The organism is Enterococcus sp. RTP21361st1_A6_RTP21361_211029 (genome assembly GCF_040910045.1).
GTDB lineage: Bacteria > Bacillota > Bacilli > Lactobacillales > Enterococcaceae > Enterococcus_D > Enterococcus_D gallinarum.
The window spans coordinates 15,612-36,056 of the sequence record NZ_JBDGBK010000016.1; the positions used below are offsets into that span (position 1 = coordinate 15,612).

The following is a 20,445-nucleotide window of genomic DNA, read 5'->3' on the forward strand; positions in this document are numbered from 1 at the left end:
ATCGCATTATTTATTTGCAACGAACCACCATTCGATCCCGATGGTATCGTAGGTAGTCAGTAAGTTTTTCTTTTTATCAATAAAGAATTCTTGCTTGCTGTCAGTCAAATGAGCTTCCAAAGTCAATAAGTCTTCTTTATCAATAGCGATCTTCAAAAAGTCCAATCCCAATACCTCATGTGTCGGTAAATCGATGGTTCCGCCTTGGCCTTCGATCAAACCAACTTGAAAATCATCTTCATTCAAATGTAAGAAACCATCTGCTTCTTTGGTCGTCAAACCTAACAGCTCTTCCAAAAAGTCGCGTTCTTTCGCTACATCACTGACATTCAGATGAATTTGGTTGAAGCGAGCTTTGCTTGATAACAGGACTACCTCACTTGGTGCAGCTTCGATCAATGCTTCAAGCGTTTTTGGCAAATCTGTTTCTTGAGTGCCTTCGTAAAAAACTTCGATTCGGTTTTCTTCAGGATCAGCCAAAACAACTGCGATTTGACTTCCTTCAAAAATAGATTCTTCAAAAGTCGCAGACTGTTCTTTCGCTTTTTTACAAATTGCTGCCAGTTCTTCTAAGGAAGCGACGGTCAAGCGGATCCGTTGCATTTTTTTGATTTCCCCAAAATGATCATTGGCCCGTGGACTTTCTTCTAGCCAGATGACTTCACCTTCTGCACCTTTGAAACCCAAAATGGCTAATTCGTTTTCTTCCCGTTTCAAATCAAAACCTAGAACATCACGATAAAAAGCAATCGCTTTATCCCGATCTTTTACTCGAATCGCGATTGTCCGCAACTTTGTGCTCTTCCCCAATACAAAATCTGTCATTATTTCTCCCCCTATATATGTATGCGTTTATCTATGCATTTGTCCTTATTGTACTGATAAACCGTTATACTAGCAAATGAAATCCTTTATCATTCTACCATTATCAAGCATTTTTTTTTTGACAAAAAAATAGATTTAACGACAAAAAAGGTCACTGAACTTCTTTTTTTGTGGTTAAATCTACCTTTATTCATTGAAGGAAGGCTGTTTCTTTCATTCTTCTGATCTGAGTACCGTTTTTTTCTAATCGGTCGGTGATACTGACAGTTGCTACTCCGCTCATAAGCGCTTTTTTAGCACTGACTAACTTTGGCAACATCCCGCCAGTGATCACCTTCTCATTGATCAATGTTTTTATGTCAGTCAATGAGACTTGCTGCAGCCACTGGGAGTCTTTCTTGATTCCCGGTACATCTGTCAGCAGAATCAATCGTTCTGCTCTCAGACTGCTGGCAACTTTACAAGCGACTTCGTCCGCATTGATATTCAGCCACTGGCCTTCGGCTGTGATCCCAAGTGGGGCAAGGATCGGTATATGATTGCCTTTGATCAGCAGCTGAAGCAACTGCTGATTAATAGTCTTAGCCTTCCCAACATAGCCAAGTGTGGCGTGATTGATCATTTCCCCTTGGATCAACTGATCACAGCCAGCATTTAAGCCGATTGCCTGAAATCCAGCTTGCTGAAAATAAGTCGTGATCATTGGCTGGACTTGTCCCAGCAAAACCATGCGAGTGATCTCAAGAGTTTGCGCATCCGTTACCCTCAAGCCTTCTTTGATCTGAATCGGCAGTGACAATTTCTGCAGCATTTCCGAGATATAATGGCCGCCACCATGAACAATCACGATTTTCTTTCCTAGAGCTTGCCATTGTGCGACTTGTTCAAAAAAAACGGGGGTCAGATTATCTGAAGCAACACCACCCATCTTGATGACAATGATTTCCATATGTTCTTCCTCCTGTTGGATCTTGTGGCGATTTTTTGATTCTTACAGCCAATGATTCCGATTCTATTCGTTTGATACCTCCATGAGATAGGCATTACGTATGATAGAGTGCATTGATTTTGACATAATCATACGTAAGATCACAGCCCCAAGCTTTCCCGCGACCGGCCCCTTCTTGTAAAATGACATTGATTTTTACTTCTGAGGCTGTCAAGCGTTCTTCCATCAGTGTTTCATCGTAGTCAAGGGGGGATCCTCCTGCAAAAACCGGGATCGCCGCTAATTCGATCGCCACATTGGCAGGATCGATTCTTTGTCCGCTATACCCAATTGCACAAAGGATCCGGCCCCAATTGGGGTCTTTTCCATAGATTGCTGTTTTCACGAGTGGTGAACCTACGATCGTTTTACTGATCATGCGGGCAGCTAAGTCGGTGGGAGCCCCTTTTGTTTCAGCTTCAATCAGTTTTGTCGCTCCTTCACCGTCTTTAGCGATGGCTTTGGCCAATGTCGTTAAGACTGTCTGTAGCATTTTTTGAAATTGCTTATAAGCAAATGTATTTTCTTCAATCGGCGGATTGCCCGCTTGCCCATTTGCCAGCACCAATACCATGTCATTGGTGGAGGTATCGCCATCTACTGTGATTTGATTAAAAGTGACTTCCGTGAGTTTTCGCAGCAATGACTGCAGAAGGGACGGTGCAATAGCGACATCGGTAGTGACGAATGCCAACATTGTCGCCATGTTTGGATGAATCATCCCTGAGCCTTTGGCGCAACCTGCCATGGTGACAGTGTGGCCCGCAATCTCCGTCTGAATCACTTGATTTTTTTCAACAAGGTCTGTCGTTAAAATGGCCTTCTGAAATCCGGTAGGACTGCCAGAATGACTTAATTGACGAATCCCAGCAGCAATCGTTGCCATCGGTAGTGGTCGACCAATGATTCCCGTAGATGCCACCGCCACCTCTTCTGAGGCCACTCCGGCTTGTGCTGCAGCCAAAGCGATCATTTCTCTGGCATCTGCTATTCCTTGTTCTCCAGTACAAGCATTCGCATTCCCGGAATTCACGATCACTCCCCGAAGCTTTCCTGTTTTCAACTGTTCTCTTGTTACTAGGACGGGGGCCGCTTGTACTTGATTGGTTGTGAAAACTGCGGCGGCACTTGCCGGAACTTCAGAGAACAACCAGCCAAGATCGGCTTTTCTTTTTTTCACCCCACAATGGATGCCATCTGCATAAAAACCTTTTGGTGAAACAATTGTCCCTATAATTTCTTTCATGTTACACGCTCCTTATTCTGAACTAATCGAATTCCCAAGTATCGTTAAGGATACCAAGGGATCTGTCGTAATCCAGCTGTTTCCTCCAGCCCAGCCCATTTATTGACGTTCTGGATTGCTTGTCCGGCAGCCCCTTTTACTAAATTATCGATCACCGCAATGACTGTCACGATGTGGGTCATCGGATTTAAGACCAACCCAATGTCACAAAAGTTGGTTCCTGTCACCTGCCGCAGTTCTGGCAGCTTTCCTAACGGCTGCAAGCGAATAAATGGTTGTTCTTGATAGTCTTCTTGATACCTCTGATAAATATCTTCCGCTGTTCTTTCTGGCGCTACAGGCACATAAAGGGTCATCATGATCCCTCTGTTAACCGGAATCAAACTAGTGGAAAATTGGATGGCCGTCAATTCTGGATCCCATTGTTGAAACTGCTGGACAATTTCTGGGATATGCTGATGCTGATTCAATTTATATGTCTGCATATTTTCTGAAATTGTCACAAAATGACTGGTATCTGACAGTTTTTTCCCCGCACCAGAAAGCCCAGATTTGCCGTCAAAAATGGGAATGCCTGCCAACCATTTTCTTCTGACTAAAGGCGCAGCGGCTAAAATTGCGGCAGTGGCATAGCAGCCTGGATTGGCCATTAAATTTCCGTGGGACGTCTGAAACTCTGGCAATGCATATGTTGCAGCATGCAATAAACGATCCGCAGCTGGCGTCTGCTGATACCATTGCTGATAAACACCTGCTTCTTTCAAACGCAGATCTCCGGATAAATCCATCACAGGAAAGTCTTGTTCGACAAATGGCGAGACCAAATCTTTGCTAATACCAGCCGGTGTCGCAAAAAAGACCAATTCATTTTCTTGCATAATCTGCAGCGGATCAAACGGGTAAATCCTTTGGTTGACCAGTTGCTGCAGATGGGGATAAACATTGACTGAATTTTCTTGGACTGAATGACTATGTAACGTTCCTATCTCCAAGACAGGATGCAAGTGGATCAAACGAACCAATTCCAATCCTGTATAGCCGGTAAACCCGACGATTGCTGCTTTCACTTACTACACCCCTTTTTCACTTGTTCTCAAATTCTTTTTCAACAACCTTTCAACAACCAAAGCAGCTCTTCTTTCTTCATTCTCACCTTTCAGTGGTTTCTTCTTTCGTTCCTAAAACATGACGTAGAACAGCGAGTCCTTCAGCCATTTCTGCTTCCGTTATGGTCAATGCTGGCAGCAGACGCAGGACATTCGTTCCAGCTTTCAACACCAGTAACCCTGCTTGACGCAATTCTGTCATCGCCTGTTGGAGAGCAGTGCTATCCTTCAACTCTAAGCCAATCATTAGGCCCTGCCCTCGAATAGCCACGATCTGTGCCAGATCCGTTAAGCCTGCCATAAGCTGCTGATGTCTGGCAGCAACATTTACTAACACAGGGGAATCGGTTAGGACCGTACATACGGCATTTGCTGCAGCCATCGCTAACAAATTACCACCAAAAGTTGAACCGTGACTTCCAGGGCCAAACCCCTGCTGTAAATCAGTTTTTCCTAGCATGGCACCAACCGGCAGCCCATTGCCCAACCCTTTTGCTAATGTAAAAATATCAGGTTCGATCCCATATTGCTCAAAAGCATAAAAACTCCCCGTGCGTCCCATTCCTGTTTGAATTTCGTCTATGATCAGCAGTGCACCTGCTTCTTGACATAACGCGGCCACCTTTTGGACCCATTCTTTTTCAGCTGGGATCACGCCGCCTTCTCCTTGGACCAGTTCCATCATCACCGCAGCTGTTTCCTCATCCAACGCTGCTTGCAGCGGGGAAAATTCATTGAAGGGCAAATACTCAAAATCTGGTACGAGCGGACCAAAATCCTGATGGATGCTTTCTTGAGCCGTTGCTGTCATGGCACCAAATGTTCGTCCGTGAAACGAGCCCTCAAAAGTTAAAATCTTTGTCCGACCCGTTGCTTTTCGAGCTAGTTTTAAGGCTGCTTCATTTGCTTCAGCCCCACTATTGCAAAAATAGGCAAGATATGGACCTTTTGTTAGTTTTTGCGCGACTGTCTCTTGTAACGAATTGGTGTAGAGGTTGGGCGCATGCCATAATTTGTCCGCTTGCTGCAGCATTGCCTGCTGGATTTCAGGCTGCCCATAGCCAAGGTTGGCGACCCCAATACCGCTTGTAAAATCTAAATATCTCCGACCTTGAGTATCTGTTACATAGCTGCCCTTTCCTGCAGCAATCTCTAATGGCAAACGTGTATAATTGGGAAACAACTGACTCATCCATCAACGACCTCCTATGAATATTTATGTATTAATATACATTTTTAGCGAATAAATTGCAATATTTATTTATTTTATAACGAAAATATTCATTCCAACAAAAAAAAGAGAAGCTTAACGCTTCTCTTCATTCTTGTTTATATTCACAAAAATCGATTGAATAAAATCGTTGTCTTCTTGTATCAGGCCGCATCTTCTGAAAATTGGCTGTTATACAAGTCCGCATAAAAACCATTCTTAGCCATCAATGTGTCATGGTTTCCGGTTTCGACAATCGAACCATGATTCATCACAATAATATTGTCGGCATCCCGAATGGTAGATAAGCGGTGAGCAACGACAAAACTTGTCCGATTTTCCAACAATTTGTTCATGGCTTTTTGGATGAGAATCTCGGTCCGAGTATCCACACTAGATGTTGCTTCATCCAAGATCAACACATCTGGATCAGCTAAGAAGGCGCGCGCGATCGTAATCAATTGTCGTTGTCCTTGAGAGATATTGCTAGCTTCTTCATTGAGGACCGTATCATATCCGTCCGGCAGCTTGCGAACAAAGTCATCCACGTGAGCAGCTTTAGCGGCTTCGATTACTTGTTCTTTCGTCGCTTTGTCATTGCCGTAATGGATATTGTCATAGATTGATCCTGTAAATAGCCATGTATCTTGTAGAACCATTGATATGTTGCTACGAAGCTCATCACGGGTCAGATCTCTTGTGTCCCGACCGTCGTAGCGAATACTACCGCCGGAAACATCATAGAATCGTTCCAACAGATTAATCAATGTCGTTTTACCGGCACCGGTAGGTCCAACGATAGCTACCATTTCCCCAGCTTTGACGTCTAGATTAAAATCGGTCATCAATAAGTTGTCTGGTGTATAACCGAATTGAACATGGTCAAAACGAACTTTATAGTCGCTTTCTTCCACGGGTAATCCAGAAGGTTCATCTGACATTTCTTCTTCATCCAAGACCTCAAAGACCCGTTCTGCTGATGCAACAGTTGATTGGATCGTATTCAATAAACTAGCAATTTGAGTGATCGGTTGTGAGAATTGGTTCGTGTATTGCAAGAATGCTTGCACATCCCCCAAAGTCATGTTCCCATTCGCTACTTTGATCCCACCCAGAACTGCGACAAAGACATAGCCCAAGTTCTTGATGAAGTTCATCAATGGCATAATGATTGCGGAAATGAATTGTGCTTTCCAACCAGCACTATACAGACGATCGTTTTCTTCTTCAAATACTTTTTGATCAGCCGCTTCATGGTTAAAGGTTTTGACAACGGTATGGCCGCCATAGGTTTCTTCAACCTGATTATTCAGTAATCCCAAGCTCTTTTGTTGCGCAGCAAAGAATTTTTGTGATTTTGGTGCGACGATCATTACGACGATCAAGCTTAGCGGCACCGTTGCTAATGCAACCAATGTCAACTGCCAGCTAATCGTTAGCATCATCCACAACACTCCGACTAAAGTAACAAAACTGGTAATAAATTGGGTCAAGTTTTGTTGGAGGGTGCTGGCGATATTATCCATATCATTGATTGCCCGTGACATGATATCTCCGTTTGAATGGGTATCATAGTAAGAAATCGGCAAGCGATTCATTTTTTCTTCTAAATCACGACGCAGTTCATAGACGGTCCGTTGTGATACACGGGTCATGATGAATTGTTGCAAGAAATTGAAAATAGCAGAAATAACATACATACCGATAGCGATCATAATGATTTGTCCTACTTTATCAAAATCGATCGGAAATTCGGTGACAGTTTTTCCAGCTTTCATTTGCTCTGCACCAATCATAACACCTTTAAAGATTTCGGTTGTTGCTTCCCCTAAGATCTTTGGTGTTTGAATCTGGAAGATTACGGCGGCAATCGCTAAAACAAATACCGAAATGATTGCGATAGAACGTTTCGACATATAACCGAAAAGTCGTTTTACCGTTCCCCAGAAATTTTTTGCTTTTGGTCCTTTCGCTCCAATGTTGCGCCCTGGACCGCCACCCATCGGTCCACCGCCGCGAGGTGCTTGGTTTTTCCGTTCACTCATGCCACATCCTCCTCTCTCAATTGAGATGATACGATTTCTTGATACGTTTGGTTTGAGGCCATCAATTCTTCATGGGTTCCTTTACCCACCAATTGACCTTCGTCAAGGACAAGGATCGTGTCTGCATCCATTACTGTACTTACCCGTTGTGCGACTACAACCATAATGCTGTTCTTCATGTCTTTTTTCAATGCCGCTCGCAGCTGTGCATCTGTCTTAAAGTCCAGCGCTGAGAAAGAATCATCAAACACATACACATCGGCTTGTTTCACTAATGCCCGAGCGATCGCTAACCGTTGACGTTGGCCGCCGGAGAAATTTCCGCCGCCTTGTTCTACATGACTGTCTAAGCCTTCGCTCAATTCTGAAACAAACTCTTTGGCTTGTGCGATTTCCAGTGCTTTCCAGATTTCTTCATCTGTCGCATCTGGTCTACCGTATTTCATGTTTTCTCGAATCGTACCAGTAAATAAAACCGCTTTTTGTGGGACGAAACCAACTGAGTCCCGCAAATTATGCTGTGTTACTTCAGCGATATTCACTCCATTGATGCGGATCGCTCCTGATTCGATATCATAGAGCCGAGGCAGCAAATTGACCAATGTCGTCTTCCCAGAACCCGTACCACCAATGATTGCCACAAAATCACCCGATTTTGCTTGAAAATCAATGTCTTGCAGTGCTAATTTTTCTGCACCGTGGTAACGATAGTTGACGTGATCAAAAGCAAGTGTGGCTTGATCACCTTTTAATTGAATCATCTTAGGTGCTTTATCATCAACGATCTCTTCTTCTTCGTCTAATACTTCATTGATCCGATCTGCAGAGGCTTGTGCTCTTGGGACCATCACAAAGATCATTGACAGCATCATAAAACTGATCAAGATTTGCATGGCATACGTCATGAATGCAATCAGATTCCCAACTTCTAATGTCATTTCAGCAATATAATGTCCACCAAACCAAGTGATGGCAATATTGGTCCCACTCATAATCAATGTCATCAAAGGCATCATAAGTGCCACGATAGTATTTACTTTGATGGCCGTGTGGGTATAGTCTTTATTGGCTTCATCAAAGCGATTGGCTTCATACCCGGTCTTATCGAAAGCTCGAATGACCCGCACTCCAGTCAATCCTTCACGGAAGACCAAATTCAGACGGTCAGTTTTTTTCTGCATGCTTTTGAAAAGTGGCACAGCAAAATACATGATTCCACCAACCAAAACGATCATAATTGGAATAACGACTAAAAAGATTTTGGTTAACTGAGCGTCTTTTTGATAGGCCAAGAAGCTTGCTCCGATCAAAGTGATTGGTGCATTGATCATCATCCGCAAGAACATTTGTGCCACCATTTGAATTTGGTTGACGTCATTAGTCGTACGAGTGATCAAAGAGGCAGTTCCGAATTTATCAAAAGAACGTGCGGAGAAATTTTCTACTTTTTCATAAATATCTGTCCGTAATTTTTGCCCCAATTTTTGTGATTCTCTAGTAGCAAAGAATGTATTGCCTAATGCAGCCAGAATACTGATCAGTGAAAAACCGATCATTAAAAAGCCGGTACGCCAGATATAATCAATGTCTCCAGTTGCAACGCCATTATTAATGATATTCGACGTTAATGTCGGTAAATAGAGATCTGCTATTACTTGTACAACCATAAAGGCAACGGCCATCAGTGCCGAAACGAGTGAAACTCGTTTAATCAACTTTGTCATTCTTTTCCCCTCTTTCTTTTTGTGCGCCATCTCTTAGCCAGCTGATTTTGTTATTGAAATCAGTCGTTGCTAGCGAAGGATCATAGGCATGATTTTCTGCTAACTCTCGGTATGCTTCAGCAATCGTAGAAAAAACGGTGTGCATCAACAGTTGGACGAGCATTTTCAATTCATGATCATCCTTGACCCGTAATAAGTCTTTGTCGATCTCAGCAAAAAATTCTTCTTCCCACTTCTGTCTCGCTTCTTGATGCTCTTTGTGAGAGCCGTAGAGTGGTTTTTTGTGGATATCCGGCATCACTTTTCGCAAAGAACGATAATCCATACTCATGAAGAGATTGCGATAAAATTTTGCATTTTTTCCTTCTAACACTTCTTCGATCATCCGAGAAAAATACCATTCAAAGCCAGCAAACAGATCGCCCTTTTCGTGTTGAATGGAACGAATCAAATCCCGCTGACTGTTTTTTTTCAACGTATGAAAATAGTAGTAGTATAAGTCTTCCTTATTTTCAAAATACTGATAAAAACTTCCCCGAGGGATTTCTGCGTCTTTGATGATATTGGCAATCGAAGCATCCTTCAATGGGACCCGAGAAAATTCTTTCTTAGCAGCGCTTAAAATGCGTTTTTGCTTATCTAATGGCAAATGGAAAAACGTATCCGTTGGCATCGTCATCTCTCCTTTCAGTTCAAATGATAAATGACAACAATTATTATGACAGGTTGTCATATGACACTGTGTCATTATACACCCCTCATGAGAGAATGCAAGTAAAAAAGTTTGAATATTTTATGAAAGTCATTTTCTTTATAAAAAGGAAATTCGCTTAGTGATTTCATTTCATTGAAAATAGATTCATTGTCTTTTTCTGAAAACAAAAAAAGCAGCGGCTATTCCTTAAGAAAGGAAGCCACTGCACAACAGCCGTTTTTCGATTTTAAATAACATCTATTTTTTCTTTCTAACCCACAGGACACAGCCTACTCCGACTAACAAAACGACTCCAACGACTGGCAAAAACCAATTGACGGTCTCTCCCGTTTTTGGCAATGCTCGACTGTCCGAAGTAGCACTAGCTACTTCTGTTTTGCTAGTTGTTGTTTGTTCCGACGAAGTGTTGGCAGCAGACGTATCAGAAGATTCGGTATTCCCCGTTACTTCAGAAGCTGCTGGGAGATAATGACCTTGATTCACAGCGTAAATGATCCAGCCAATCCGACCTGGAAACAATGTTTCTGAACCACTGGTAGCTACTTCTTCATCTAAGTGTGACAAAATCGATGTCAACCATTCATCTGAAATTGGCTGTTCCGGGGAAATATAAACACCATTTGTTGGGTAAACAACTTGCAGATATGTTTTTAAGCGATCCAGTTCTGGAATCAACGCTGCAAAAGAAGAGTAGCTGCTTGGATCAAAGGCTAGCTGCGGTTCAATCTTCTCCCAAGATAAGAGATGATCGATAAAAAGAGCGCGAACGATCCGAGCAAAATAGCCGATATCCATTCCCATCACATCTTGGCTATATCGTAATGCTAGTGTCTCTGCATCTTTTAATTGCTGATCGGTCAATTGATCCAACTCATCTTGCGTGAAAGCTGTCACACTTCCATCAGTGATGCCTCTAGTAAAAGCAGAGCGCAAATCACTTTGTTCTGTAATGGTTTCTGACTCAGGACTTGCTTGAACGCCTGTTTGAGCGACAATGGCTTCTACCACATCCTCGGGCTGTGTCGTCACGGATTCACTACTTTGTGCAGTGTCAGCGGTTGATTCCATTTCAGTATTCGAAACCGTCGCTTCTGTCGAAATGATTTCTTCAGTTGATTGCGTAGATTGAATCGTTTCTGATGATTCCGTTGTTTCCTCTGCAATGGCAGTAATTGGTAAAAATAATAGACAGCTCATGAACCAGATACTCTTTTTCATTCCTTTACCTCCTCAGGATTCTCAGGATTTCTTTGTAACACGAATGTAACACAATAGTAAATTATTCGCAATGTAAAAAGGCACTTCCTTAAGAAATTTAAAAGATATTCAATGTCTTCCGATGCACTCCGCTTCTTCCCTAACAAAAAATCCCGAACCACTTCAGATGATTCACATTAACAGAAGCATTAACGAGATCATCATTCAGCAGTACGGGACGAAGCGTTCTTAATCACCGAATGACACATGGGTAGAAAAAATTGTACCATTCGAATCTAGCTGTTTTTTAACTATTTGACTTGTACAGTCATCACAGGACTAGCACTTGTGACTGTTCCTTTAGCAGTCATGGTTTCTGAGATAACTTGTTCCATATTGGTGAGTACAACAAGCATATCAGTTGCTTTATTGCTAGCTGCCAATTCTGCCAGATCAACTTCAGCAACTTGTGTAGCGGCAGTCACTTGTTGCCCTTCTTGGACGAGGATATTGAAAGGCTTGCCTTGTAGCTCAACGGTATCGACACCCATATGCAGCAGAATCTCAAGTCCATTTGGTGTCGTGATTCCAATGGCATGTTTGGTTGGGAAGATCGTTGTTACAGTTCCTGCAGCTGGTGCATAGATTTTTCCATTTGCAGGAGCTACATAATATCCGTCACCCATCATTTTTTGAGAAAAAACAGGATCCTTTGACTCTGTAATCGCATGAACGGTTCCTTCAGCAACTGCATATAGTTCAATAGTTTCAGGTGCTGCAGACGTTGCTGGTGTTGTAGCCGTCGTTGAAGTAGCCGCCGGTACTTCTTCATCAACAGCATTGACAGCAGCTAAACGGTCTTTAGGAATCCCAAAGAAGTAAGTAGCCACAAAGCCACCTGCATATCCTGCTAATAAACCAAAGACATAGCCTAACCAATGACCGTTCGCAATCAACGGAATCAAAGCTACTCCAGAAGGTCCAATGGCGGTAGCGCCGATATTCGACAATGCGCCGATAACCGCCCCACCGATTCCGCCTCCGATACATGCCGTAATAAATGGTCGGCCTAATGGCAGTGTTACACCGTAGATCAATGGTTCTCCAATACCTAAAATCCCTACTGGCAAAGCGCCTTTGATCATTTCAGAAAGTTCTTTATCTTTTCGCAGACGAATCCACAGGGCTAATGCCGCCCCTACTTGACCAGCGCCAGCCATTGCTAAGATTGGCAATAACTGTGTGCTGCCAGTTGCTTCGATCATTTGAATGTGGATCGGTGTCAAGATTTGATGTAGACCAAACATGACCATTGGCAAGAAGGTTGCTCCGAGAACAAAACCTGAGAATGCGCCGCCGACATTTAATACCCAATTGATTGAGCCAACCAAACTGTCTGAAATAAACCCAGCTAATGGCATGATCAAAAAGATCTCTGCCAAACCGATCGCTAACAAACACAAAGTTGGGGTAACGATGATATCAATGGCTTCAGGAATCACTCGGTGCAAAACAGTTTCCAGTTTAGCCAGCAACCAGACTGCAAAGATCACACCGATGATCCCTCCTTGTCCAACTGCCAGAGGATCTCCTGTAAAGAGGTTGGTGATTGGGGCTTCTGGATTCATTCCAGTCAATAAGACGACCGACCCAATGACACCACCTAGCGTTGGGTTCGCTTTAAATACTTGAGCTGCATTGACACCTGTGAAGATCACTAAATAAGAAAACATCCCGTTTTTTAAGATATTTAAAATCATGACATAATAATTCCACGTGTCGCCATCGATTTTTCCTGCAGTGATCAAGTTCGTCATAACAGAAGCAATACCAGCAACGAGACCAGCACCGACAAACGCTGGGATCATTGGGACAAAAATATTCGAAATATCTTTCAATAATGACTTGATTGGTGATTGTTTTTGTTTCGCTTTTTGAGCAGCTTTCATTTCTGCTGCTTTCGCATTCACAGCCTCTTTTCCACTGGTGGCTGCCACAGGAATTTCTTGCCCTAGATCAACACCCGCTTGTGCCGCCATGGCATTTGCTACTTTATTGACTTTTCCAGGACCGATGATCACTTGCAGTTGTTCATCGTCCACTACTCCTAAGACTCCGGGAATGTTTTGTAACCCTTGCTTGCTGACCTTGTTGTGATCTCGAACCGTCATCCGTACTCGAGTCATACAATGAGTGACAGAGGCAACATTCTCGATACCGCCTGATTCTTGAAATATTTTTTCTGCTAGTTGTGTAACTGTCAGTTCTTCTTTTGCCATTGATTTTTTCCTCCTATCCTTCTAACGTTCCTTTAACGAACCCTTCTGATTGTACCAGCTTTGCAGCAGCTTCTTCTTTTTCACTATTGGTAAGCAGCATAACGATCGCTAACTTCACATTTTGATCGGCTTTTTCAAAGTAGTCTGCCGCCGTTTCATAATCTGCTTCGGTGGCTTGCATGATGATTCTCTTGGCCCGTTCAACGAGTTTGTCGTTCGTTGGTTTAACATCGACCATTAAATTATTGTACACTTTTCCGATGCCTACCATCGAAATCGTGGAAATCATGTTCAAAATCAATTTTTGAGCAGTCCCTGATTTCAATCGGGTAGAACCTGTCAGAAATTCTGGTCCGCAATCCACTTCGATCGGGAAGCTGGCATGTTTTGAAATTTCTGCTTGTTTGTTGCAGGCGATCGTTCCTGTGGTAGCCCCGATTTCATTTGCATAGTCTAGTGCTCCAATGACATAAGGTGTGCGGCCGCTGGCTGCGATCCCAATGACCATATCATTTTCCGTCAGCTTCAGGTCAATCAAGTCTTGACGCCCTAATTCAACAGAATCTTCTGCCCCCTCAACCGCTACAGTCATTGCTTCTTCACCGCCAGCAATCAAACCGATCACCATATCCGGTGAGACCCCAAAAGTAGGGACACATTCAGCGGCATCTAAAACTCCTAGTCGTCCGCTGGTACCAGCACCGAGATAGATCAATCGTCCCCCTTTTTTGAAAGATTGAATCGTTTGCTGAATTACTTTTTCAATGCTTGGCAATTCCTTTTCAACGGATTGAGCAACTTTCTGGTCTTCGGCATTCATTTTCTGACAAGCCTCTGCCACAGTCATTTCATCCAAGCCAAATGTTGCTTGATTTCGTCTTTCAGTCGTTAAGTTTTCTAAATTAATCATTGTCATTTCTCTCATCTCTTTCTATTTTGAATCGCATTCCTGCTTTGATTTGTTGGAGCAAGGGGAGATCTTCTTCAATCACTTGCGCAGCGACATTGACTTTGTCATCTGCGGGCAGGATTCGCTTACAAATTTGGATTTCCCCCATATAGCGCAAGTAATCTTGATTATCGATAGTCACAGCTCCGACAACCCGTTTTTGAGCAGTTTCTGGGGAAATCAATGGGACTTCAGCAAATCGGGCATTTGCACTGCGAATCACATCTCTTGCCTCATCTTGCCGGTTCTCATGCTCTCCTAAAATATGTTGATAATAGGCAGAACCAATATCCTTTATGCGAAGAAGGACGGTCTGATCGGCTAGATAAGAACTGAATTGCTTCAAAGAAGCAGGGGTCACGATACCATCACCAATGTAGACAGCATCAACGGCACAATCCCTCAACAACTCCAGTGCTGCTGCGAAGGGGCTCATGCTGCGATGCGCTTCCAGTGTCGGCAATCCTTGGTAAAGAGGACCTCTTTTATTCGCATCCCCAGCAACAAAGGCCTGTACAAGAAAACCTTGTTGTTTCAACCACTGATTTTTGGCCTGAAACCATTCTTTGTCTAATCCCGTCTCCGGACGCGGATAGTAATTGTGCCACGCCTCTAGATTAGAAAAATCTGCCTGATAGGTGTTCAACTCGTTAATATCTTTTTCAGTCAATGTACTCGCATTTAAACTAATAGTTATTTTACGAGATAATTGAGCAATGGTCTGATTGTCGATCGCGTAATCCATTCGCAGCCCAGTGACTCCCCGATCCGTCAGTTCATTTAACTCTTTATAGGAAAATCCTGCTTTAGCCAATGCCTCTCCTGAAATATCTACCATTAATGACAACCGATTCTTTTTTGCTATTTCACCAAGTGTTGTCAATCGTTGGCGATAACTGGCGGCATCATCTTCTGGTATATGCATGGATGTAAAAATCCCAGAAAAACCTTGAAGCGCCATTTCTTCGATGGCATCGATGTCTGTGGTAGTCAAATCGGCATTCATAAATACTGAAAACCCAAACATTGTTGATTCCTCCTTGCTGGTACCGTTTTCTACAAAATGATTATACAACGGCCTGTTTGTTTTTGCAACTATATTTCGTAATATATAATTATAAAAAGAAATATAATTTCATAACGGTGTATTTTTTAAGAAAAAGTTGTCCCTTAAACTTTCTAATGCGGTTCGGCCATTAGTTGTGGTACACTTTATAAGGAGTCAACGAGCGCGTAATTTTTACATAGTAGGAGGAATCACATCATCAATGATTACAATGGATGATATTATTCGCGAAGGCAACCCAACTTTGCGGGAAGTAGCAAAAGAAGTCCCCTTTCCATTAAGTGAAGCGGACATTCAATTAGGGAAAGACATGATGGAGTTTCTAGAAAATAGCCAAGACCCAGTGAAAGCCGAAGAATTGAATTTACGAGGCGGAGTCGGTTTAGCAGCACCTCAACTAGATATTTCTAAAAGAATCACTGCTGTTTTAGTTCCTAGTAGCGATCCTGAAAATCCAGAACCTGAATTTAAAGATGTGTTGTACAATCCTAAAATCTTAAGCCACTCCGTACAAGAGGCATGTTTAGGTGAAGGCGAAGGCTGTCTGTCTGTAGACCGGGAAGTACCAGGCTATGTCGTACGTCACGCCCGAATCACGATCAGCTATTATGACATGCAAGGCAAGAAGCAAAAAGTTCGTTTGAAGAACTATGCAGCTATCGTCGTGCAACATGAAATCGACCATTTGAATGGTGTCATGTTCTATGATCACATCAATGAAAAAAATCCTTTCTCATTAAAAGAAGGAATTTTAGTGATCGATTAACGATTAGTAAACAAGAGCGCACTCCCAAGTGGGAATGCGCTCTTGTTTACTTTAGTCGTCATTCATTAGGATTAATTTCCCTTTGCCAAGCTGGCTTGATGGTCCGCTTTGATTTGAGACAACAATTCTGGCTTTTGATAAAGATCTAATGCAGTCAATGCGAGTAATTCCGCTGCGATCGCAATCGAGTTCAGTCCTTTGGTACTTCGAGCAGCCGCTTTAAATTCCTCGGAGTGACCAGCAATGTATTCATCCGAAATTGAGACAGTTGGCTGGATCGTGGGGATCACTTGGCTGACGTTTCCTACATCTGAAGAGCCTAAACTTGCTTTTGTTTCCACATCGATCTCTGCTTGGGGAACGCCAACTTCCTGAGTATGGGCAAAGAATAGTTCATCAAAACTTGGTGTTACGATCACATCGTCGACTGAATTCTGGAAGAGTCCAAATTCATAAGTCGTTCCTGTTGCTAAAGCTGCTCCTTTAACGATATTCTCCACTTTCTCATAGACTTCATCTAGTGTCGCCCGATTGACTGCTCGTAAATAAAAACGTCCAGCTGCATATTCTGGAACAACATTCGCTGCCACACCACCATCAGTGATCACGCCATGAATGTTGACATCTTTCGGCAAATGAAGACGCAACCCATTGATCCCATTAAAAACTTGGATCAATGCCTCTAACGCATTAATGCCTTTCTCTGGTGCCGCTGCCGCATGGGATGCCCGACCATAAAATTTGATATCGACAGGATCATTAGCCAAAGATGCGGTGGTTTTGCCATAGCGATAAGCTGGATGCACGCACAATGCAGCATCGACATCCTCAAAAAATCCTTCACGCACAAAACTGCCCTTTGCTGAGCCATTTTCGCCCCCCTCTTCACCAGGAGTACCATAAACGCGGATTTCTCCTCCTAGTTCATCTACATAAGGTTGCAACGCACTAGCAGCCAATACAGAATAAGTTCCAAAGAGATTGTGCCCACAGGCATGACCGATGCCGGGCAGCGCATCATATTCTGCCAAAAAAGCTAATGTTGGTCCAGGTTTGCCGCTTTGATAACGGGCATCGAACCCTGTACGATGACCAGCCACTTCTTTTTCCACGGTGAATCCTTCTTTTTCTAATTGGGCAATCAGCGCATCTGCAGAATAAAATTCATAGTTGCTGACTTCTGGATGATCATGAATATCCAAAGCTAGTTCTTGGTATTCCGGTAAGCGTTGTGCGATAAATTCTTTAATAGAAGTTTTTACAGTTGTTGTCATATGATTTTCTCTCCCTTTAATATGGATAAATAAGTATGAATAGTCAGTGGTCTCACAGCTCCTGCCTCAGAAAGGTAGGCATTCTTGCTATACTCTTCTTTACTTCGCGCCAAATGTCTCCCAGGCTGGAACGCTAGAACCTTTCGATGTTTCTTCGATAACTTTCTTTGTTTCGTCCGTTTGATAAGCAGCAACAACTTTTTGATACACTTCGTTGTCTTGATCTTCTTTACGCGCAGCAATGATGTTCACGTATGGGCGAGCCGTTTCATCTACAGGCTCTAAGAAGATCGCATCTTCTGTCGGAACAAAGCCAGCATCCACAGCCATTCCGCTATTGATTACTGAAATATCAACATCTGATAATGCGCGGGCAGTTTGGGCAGCATCTAACTCAGAGATTTTCAACTTTTGATTGTTTTCAGTGATATCCGAAACGGTCGGCGTCTGGCCTGCTGCTTCATCAACTTTGATCAAGCCAGCGCTTTGTAGTAACAACAACGCACGGCCGCCATTGGTGACGTCATTTGGAATTGCTACTGTCGCGCCTTCTTTCAATTCCTTGATATCTTTCACCTTGTCTGAATAAATCCCTAGCGGCGCATTGACTGTATTGCCGATAGAAACAAGATCCGTTCCAAACTCTTTATTGTAATTGTCTAAAAAGAACTGGTGTTGAAAAGAATTTATATCGATAGAACCATCTGCCAACGCCGCATTCGGTTGATTATAATCAGAAAATTGAACATATTCTAAGTTGATACCTTCATCTTTCAAACGATCTTTGACATCATCCCAAACATCCGTGTCGGCACCGATCACTCCAAGTTTGACGGTTACTTCTTTCTCTTTTGTTCCAGCATTGCTATTGCTGCACCCAGTAATAAATAATAATGCCGCACCTACCACGATTGCTTTAAGTAATTTTTTCATTTTCTTCCTCCAATAGTTTCTACTTAATTTTATTTGTTTTTTTTGTCCTTTTTAGTGGCTGACTTTTTTAACCAACAGATTGCTGACAAATTGACTAAAAAAGACCAAAATTAAAATGATCAGTGTCGCCATGATGGTGACGTCGTTTTGGAAACGATTATAGCCGCGGGTGATCGCCAAGTTTCCTAAACCGCCAGCACCAACTGCACCAGCCATTGCGGTCAGTCCAATCACATTGATGATCGTTAAAGCAGAGACGCGAATGATCCCAGCCAACCCTTCGGGTAAATAGACCCGCACAATAATTCCCAATGGACTGGTTCCCATTGCTTCTGCCGCTTCAATAACCCCAGGATCAACTTCTAATAGGGCAATTTCGATTTGACGAGCAAAGAAAGGAATGATCCCTGCAATCAATGGAACCAAAGCAGCTGTTTCCCCAATCGTTGTTCCTACGATCAAACGAGTCGTCGTTCCTAACAAAGCCAATAGGATAATAAAAGGAATGGAACGTACGATGTTGATGATTTTATCCAAAAGTTCAAATAATCCGCGGCTTTCCAAAATACCTCCTGGTCGGGTCACGACAAGAACAATGCCCAAAATGATTCCTAAAATCCCTGCAATCAGTGCTGTCCAAAAGGTCATGTATAATGTTTGGATCGTTGCTTCTACAAATTCATCAGAGATAGCAACGACATTGGGAAAATACCGTTCAAAAAAAGTGCTCATCTAAAATCCTCCTTCAATCACGTTATTCAATGGTTCCGCGTGATTTTGCTTAATGATATTCGTGTAAACACCTTGATCCGCGAGAAAATCTAATGCTCGTTTACGCTGCCCATATTCCCCTGATAAACTAACGATCAAACTACCGATGGGAACATCTTGCAGAATCTCTACGTTTCCGTAGAGGATATTCGTCGTAACTTGATAACGACTAAACAATTGTGCGATCAATGGTTCATTGGTCTGATCCCCAACATAAGACAGTTCCACCAGCCATTCGTTGGCAGCCAATGAGGAGAATTTCGCACTGCCGAGAATCGTTTCCAGCGCTTGATCAATATGAGTAGCAGTCCGAATAAAGTCTTTTGTCAGCGGTTTTGCCGGCTGGCTAAAAATTTGAACACTCTTTCCTTGTTCAATGATCTCGCCATTTTCCATTACAGCGACTTTATTACAGATTTCTTTCACCACTTGCATCTCATGAGTGATAATGACGATCGTCAACCCTAATTTACGATTGAGTTTTTTCAATAATGCAAGTATCTGTAATGTTGTCTTAGGATCAAGTGCGCTAGTCGCCTCATCGCAGAGCAAGATCTCTGGGTCGTTGGCTAATGCTCGTGCGATGGCGACTCGCTGCTTTTGTCCCCCTGAAAGTTGACTAGGAAACGACCTTGCCTTTTCTTCCAGTCCAACCAAGGACAGCAATTCTGTCACTTTTTGACGACGTTCCTGTTTGGAGATTCCTGCATATTTCAAGGAAAAATCCACGTTGTCAAAGACATTCCGGCTATCCATCAAATTGAAATGCTGAAAGATCATTCCGATCGTTTTCCTTTTTTCTCTTAATGCTTTAGCCGGTAATGCGGTCAATTCAGTCTGATTGACTACGACACTCCCTGACGTTGGCCGCTGCAATAAATTGATTACGCGTACCAGGGTACTTTTACCCGCGCCGGAATAGCCGACGATCCCATAAACATCGCCTTTATCTACTTCTAGTGACACATTTTTGACCGCTTGGATCGTCTCCTTGTTTGGTTGTGTAAATGTCACCGATACATCCTTTAATGAAATCATTTTTTTCCTCCTTATTATCGCCGATTGATTAACTAGTTGATTTTTTGGGGATGATCAACTACGCTTCCTCCGGTCACCTACTACTGCTCATCATCTGCTCGTCTACTCTATGCTTCGCCTACAGTTGCTTCTAAGCTGACGCTAAGAAGAACTTGCATGGTCTTTGACCAATCGCAGTGATTCGGGGTGAGGTTACTACGCTCCCTCCGGTCGCCTAGTACTGTTCATCATCTGCTCGGGTCTTTGACCAATCGCAGTGATTCACAGCAAAAAGGCGTCCTCAAGCAAGCCAGTTATGGCTTGCTTGAGGACG

The 20,445-nt window shown here is 43.0% G+C and carries 17 protein-coding genes and 1 other annotated feature (1 of these 18 cut by a window edge); of the genes, 1 reads left to right on the plus strand and 16 read right to left on the minus strand.

Features of this window, described 5'->3' with window-relative positions:
- Positions 1–6 precede the first annotated feature (6 nt).
- The 12 genes from AB5Z52_RS04630 to AB5Z52_RS04685 all read right to left on the minus strand — a co-directional run bounded on the left by AB5Z52_RS04630 (position 7) and on the right by AB5Z52_RS04685 (position 15,311).
- A complete protein-coding gene (locus AB5Z52_RS04630) occupies positions 7–825 on the minus strand; it encodes a VOC family protein (RefSeq protein WP_003128152.1) in 819 nt (272 codons plus the stop codon).
- A 190-nt stretch (positions 826–1,015) separates the two neighbouring features.
- Positions 1,016–1,774, minus strand: a complete 759-nt coding sequence (gene argB, locus AB5Z52_RS04635) for an acetylglutamate kinase (RefSeq protein ID WP_003128151.1) — start codon at positions 1,772–1,774, stop codon at positions 1,016–1,018.
- Between the two features lie 94 nt (positions 1,775–1,868).
- Positions 1,869–3,059: a bifunctional glutamate N-acetyltransferase/amino-acid acetyltransferase ArgJ gene (gene argJ, locus AB5Z52_RS04640; RefSeq protein ID WP_003128150.1), complete on the minus strand. Its 1,191-nt coding sequence runs from the start codon at positions 3,057–3,059 to the stop codon at positions 1,869–1,871.
- Between the two features lie 44 nt (positions 3,060–3,103).
- The gene (argC, locus tag AB5Z52_RS04645; protein ID WP_003128149.1) at positions 3,104–4,126 is read right to left on the minus strand and encodes an N-acetyl-gamma-glutamyl-phosphate reductase; all 1,023 of its coding nucleotides are present in this window, start codon (positions 4,124–4,126) and stop codon (positions 3,104–3,106) included.
- A gap of 82 nt (positions 4,127–4,208) precedes the next feature.
- Positions 4,209–5,357 (minus strand): acetylornithine transaminase, encoded by a 1,149-nt coding sequence (locus tag AB5Z52_RS04650; protein WP_003128147.1) that lies wholly within the window; start codon positions 5,355–5,357, stop codon positions 4,209–4,211.
- 182 nt (positions 5,358–5,539) lie between these two features.
- A complete protein-coding gene (locus AB5Z52_RS04655; protein ID WP_029486297.1) occupies positions 5,540–7,420 on the minus strand; it encodes an ABC transporter ATP-binding protein in 1,881 nt (626 codons plus the stop codon).
- Positions 7,417–9,144 carry an ABC transporter ATP-binding protein gene (locus tag AB5Z52_RS04660; RefSeq protein ID WP_003128145.1) on the minus strand — a complete coding sequence of 576 codons (1,728 nt, stop codon included), beginning with the start codon at positions 9,142–9,144 and terminating at the stop codon, positions 7,417–7,419. Before AB5Z52_RS04660 ends, AB5Z52_RS04655 begins: the two co-directional genes overlap by 4 nt.
- Positions 9,128–9,817: a TetR/AcrR family transcriptional regulator gene (locus AB5Z52_RS04665; RefSeq protein WP_003128144.1), complete on the minus strand. Its 690-nt coding sequence runs from the start codon at positions 9,815–9,817 to the stop codon at positions 9,128–9,130. Before AB5Z52_RS04665 ends, AB5Z52_RS04660 begins: the two co-directional genes overlap by 17 nt.
- A gap of 279 nt (positions 9,818–10,096) precedes the next feature.
- A complete protein-coding gene (locus AB5Z52_RS04670; RefSeq protein WP_003128143.1) occupies positions 10,097–11,077 on the minus strand; it encodes an LPXTG cell wall anchor domain-containing protein in 981 nt (326 codons plus the stop codon).
- A 290-nt stretch (positions 11,078–11,367) separates the two neighbouring features.
- On the minus strand, positions 11,368–13,335 hold the full coding sequence (locus tag AB5Z52_RS04675; RefSeq protein ID WP_003128142.1) for a glucose PTS transporter subunit IIA: 1,968 nt from the start codon (positions 13,333–13,335) through the stop codon (positions 11,368–11,370).
- A gap of 13 nt (positions 13,336–13,348) precedes the next feature.
- A complete protein-coding gene (gene murQ / locus AB5Z52_RS04680; protein WP_005470111.1) occupies positions 13,349–14,251 on the minus strand; it encodes an N-acetylmuramic acid 6-phosphate etherase in 903 nt (300 codons plus the stop codon).
- On the minus strand, positions 14,238–15,311 hold the full coding sequence (locus tag AB5Z52_RS04685; protein WP_005470109.1) for a DUF871 domain-containing protein: 1,074 nt from the start codon (positions 15,309–15,311) through the stop codon (positions 14,238–14,240). Before AB5Z52_RS04685 ends, murQ begins: the two co-directional genes overlap by 14 nt.
- A gap of 241 nt (positions 15,312–15,552) precedes the next feature.
- Here AB5Z52_RS04685 and def point away from each other — a divergent pair, with 241 nt between their 5' ends.
- Positions 15,553–16,116 carry a peptide deformylase gene (gene def, locus AB5Z52_RS04690; protein WP_003128139.1) on the plus strand — a complete coding sequence of 188 codons (564 nt, stop codon included), beginning with the start codon at positions 15,553–15,555 and terminating at the stop codon, positions 16,114–16,116.
- Between the two features lie 71 nt (positions 16,117–16,187).
- Here the strand turns inward: def and AB5Z52_RS04695 are convergent, their stop codons facing one another.
- The 4 genes from AB5Z52_RS04695 to AB5Z52_RS04710 all read right to left on the minus strand — a co-directional run bounded on the left by AB5Z52_RS04695 (position 16,188) and on the right by AB5Z52_RS04710 (position 20,132).
- The gene (locus AB5Z52_RS04695; RefSeq protein ID WP_288551676.1) at positions 16,188–17,390 is read right to left on the minus strand and encodes a M20 family metallopeptidase; all 1,203 of its coding nucleotides are present in this window, start codon (positions 17,388–17,390) and stop codon (positions 16,188–16,190) included.
- Positions 17,391–17,489: 99 nt separating this feature from the next.
- Positions 17,490–18,323, minus strand: a complete 834-nt coding sequence (locus AB5Z52_RS04700) for a MetQ/NlpA family ABC transporter substrate-binding protein (RefSeq protein ID WP_003128136.1) — start codon at positions 18,321–18,323, stop codon at positions 17,490–17,492.
- A gap of 51 nt (positions 18,324–18,374) precedes the next feature.
- Complete coding sequence (locus AB5Z52_RS04705; RefSeq protein WP_003128135.1) at positions 18,375–19,055, minus strand: methionine ABC transporter permease; 681 nt, start codon at positions 19,053–19,055, stop codon at positions 18,375–18,377.
- Positions 19,056–20,132, minus strand: a complete 1,077-nt coding sequence (locus AB5Z52_RS04710) for a methionine ABC transporter ATP-binding protein (protein WP_005470105.1) — start codon at positions 20,130–20,132, stop codon at positions 19,056–19,058. It lies immediately after the preceding gene.
- Between the two features lie 303 nt (positions 20,133–20,435).
- Positions 20,436–20,445: a binding site (T-box leader), on the minus strand (it continues 229 nt past the right edge of the window).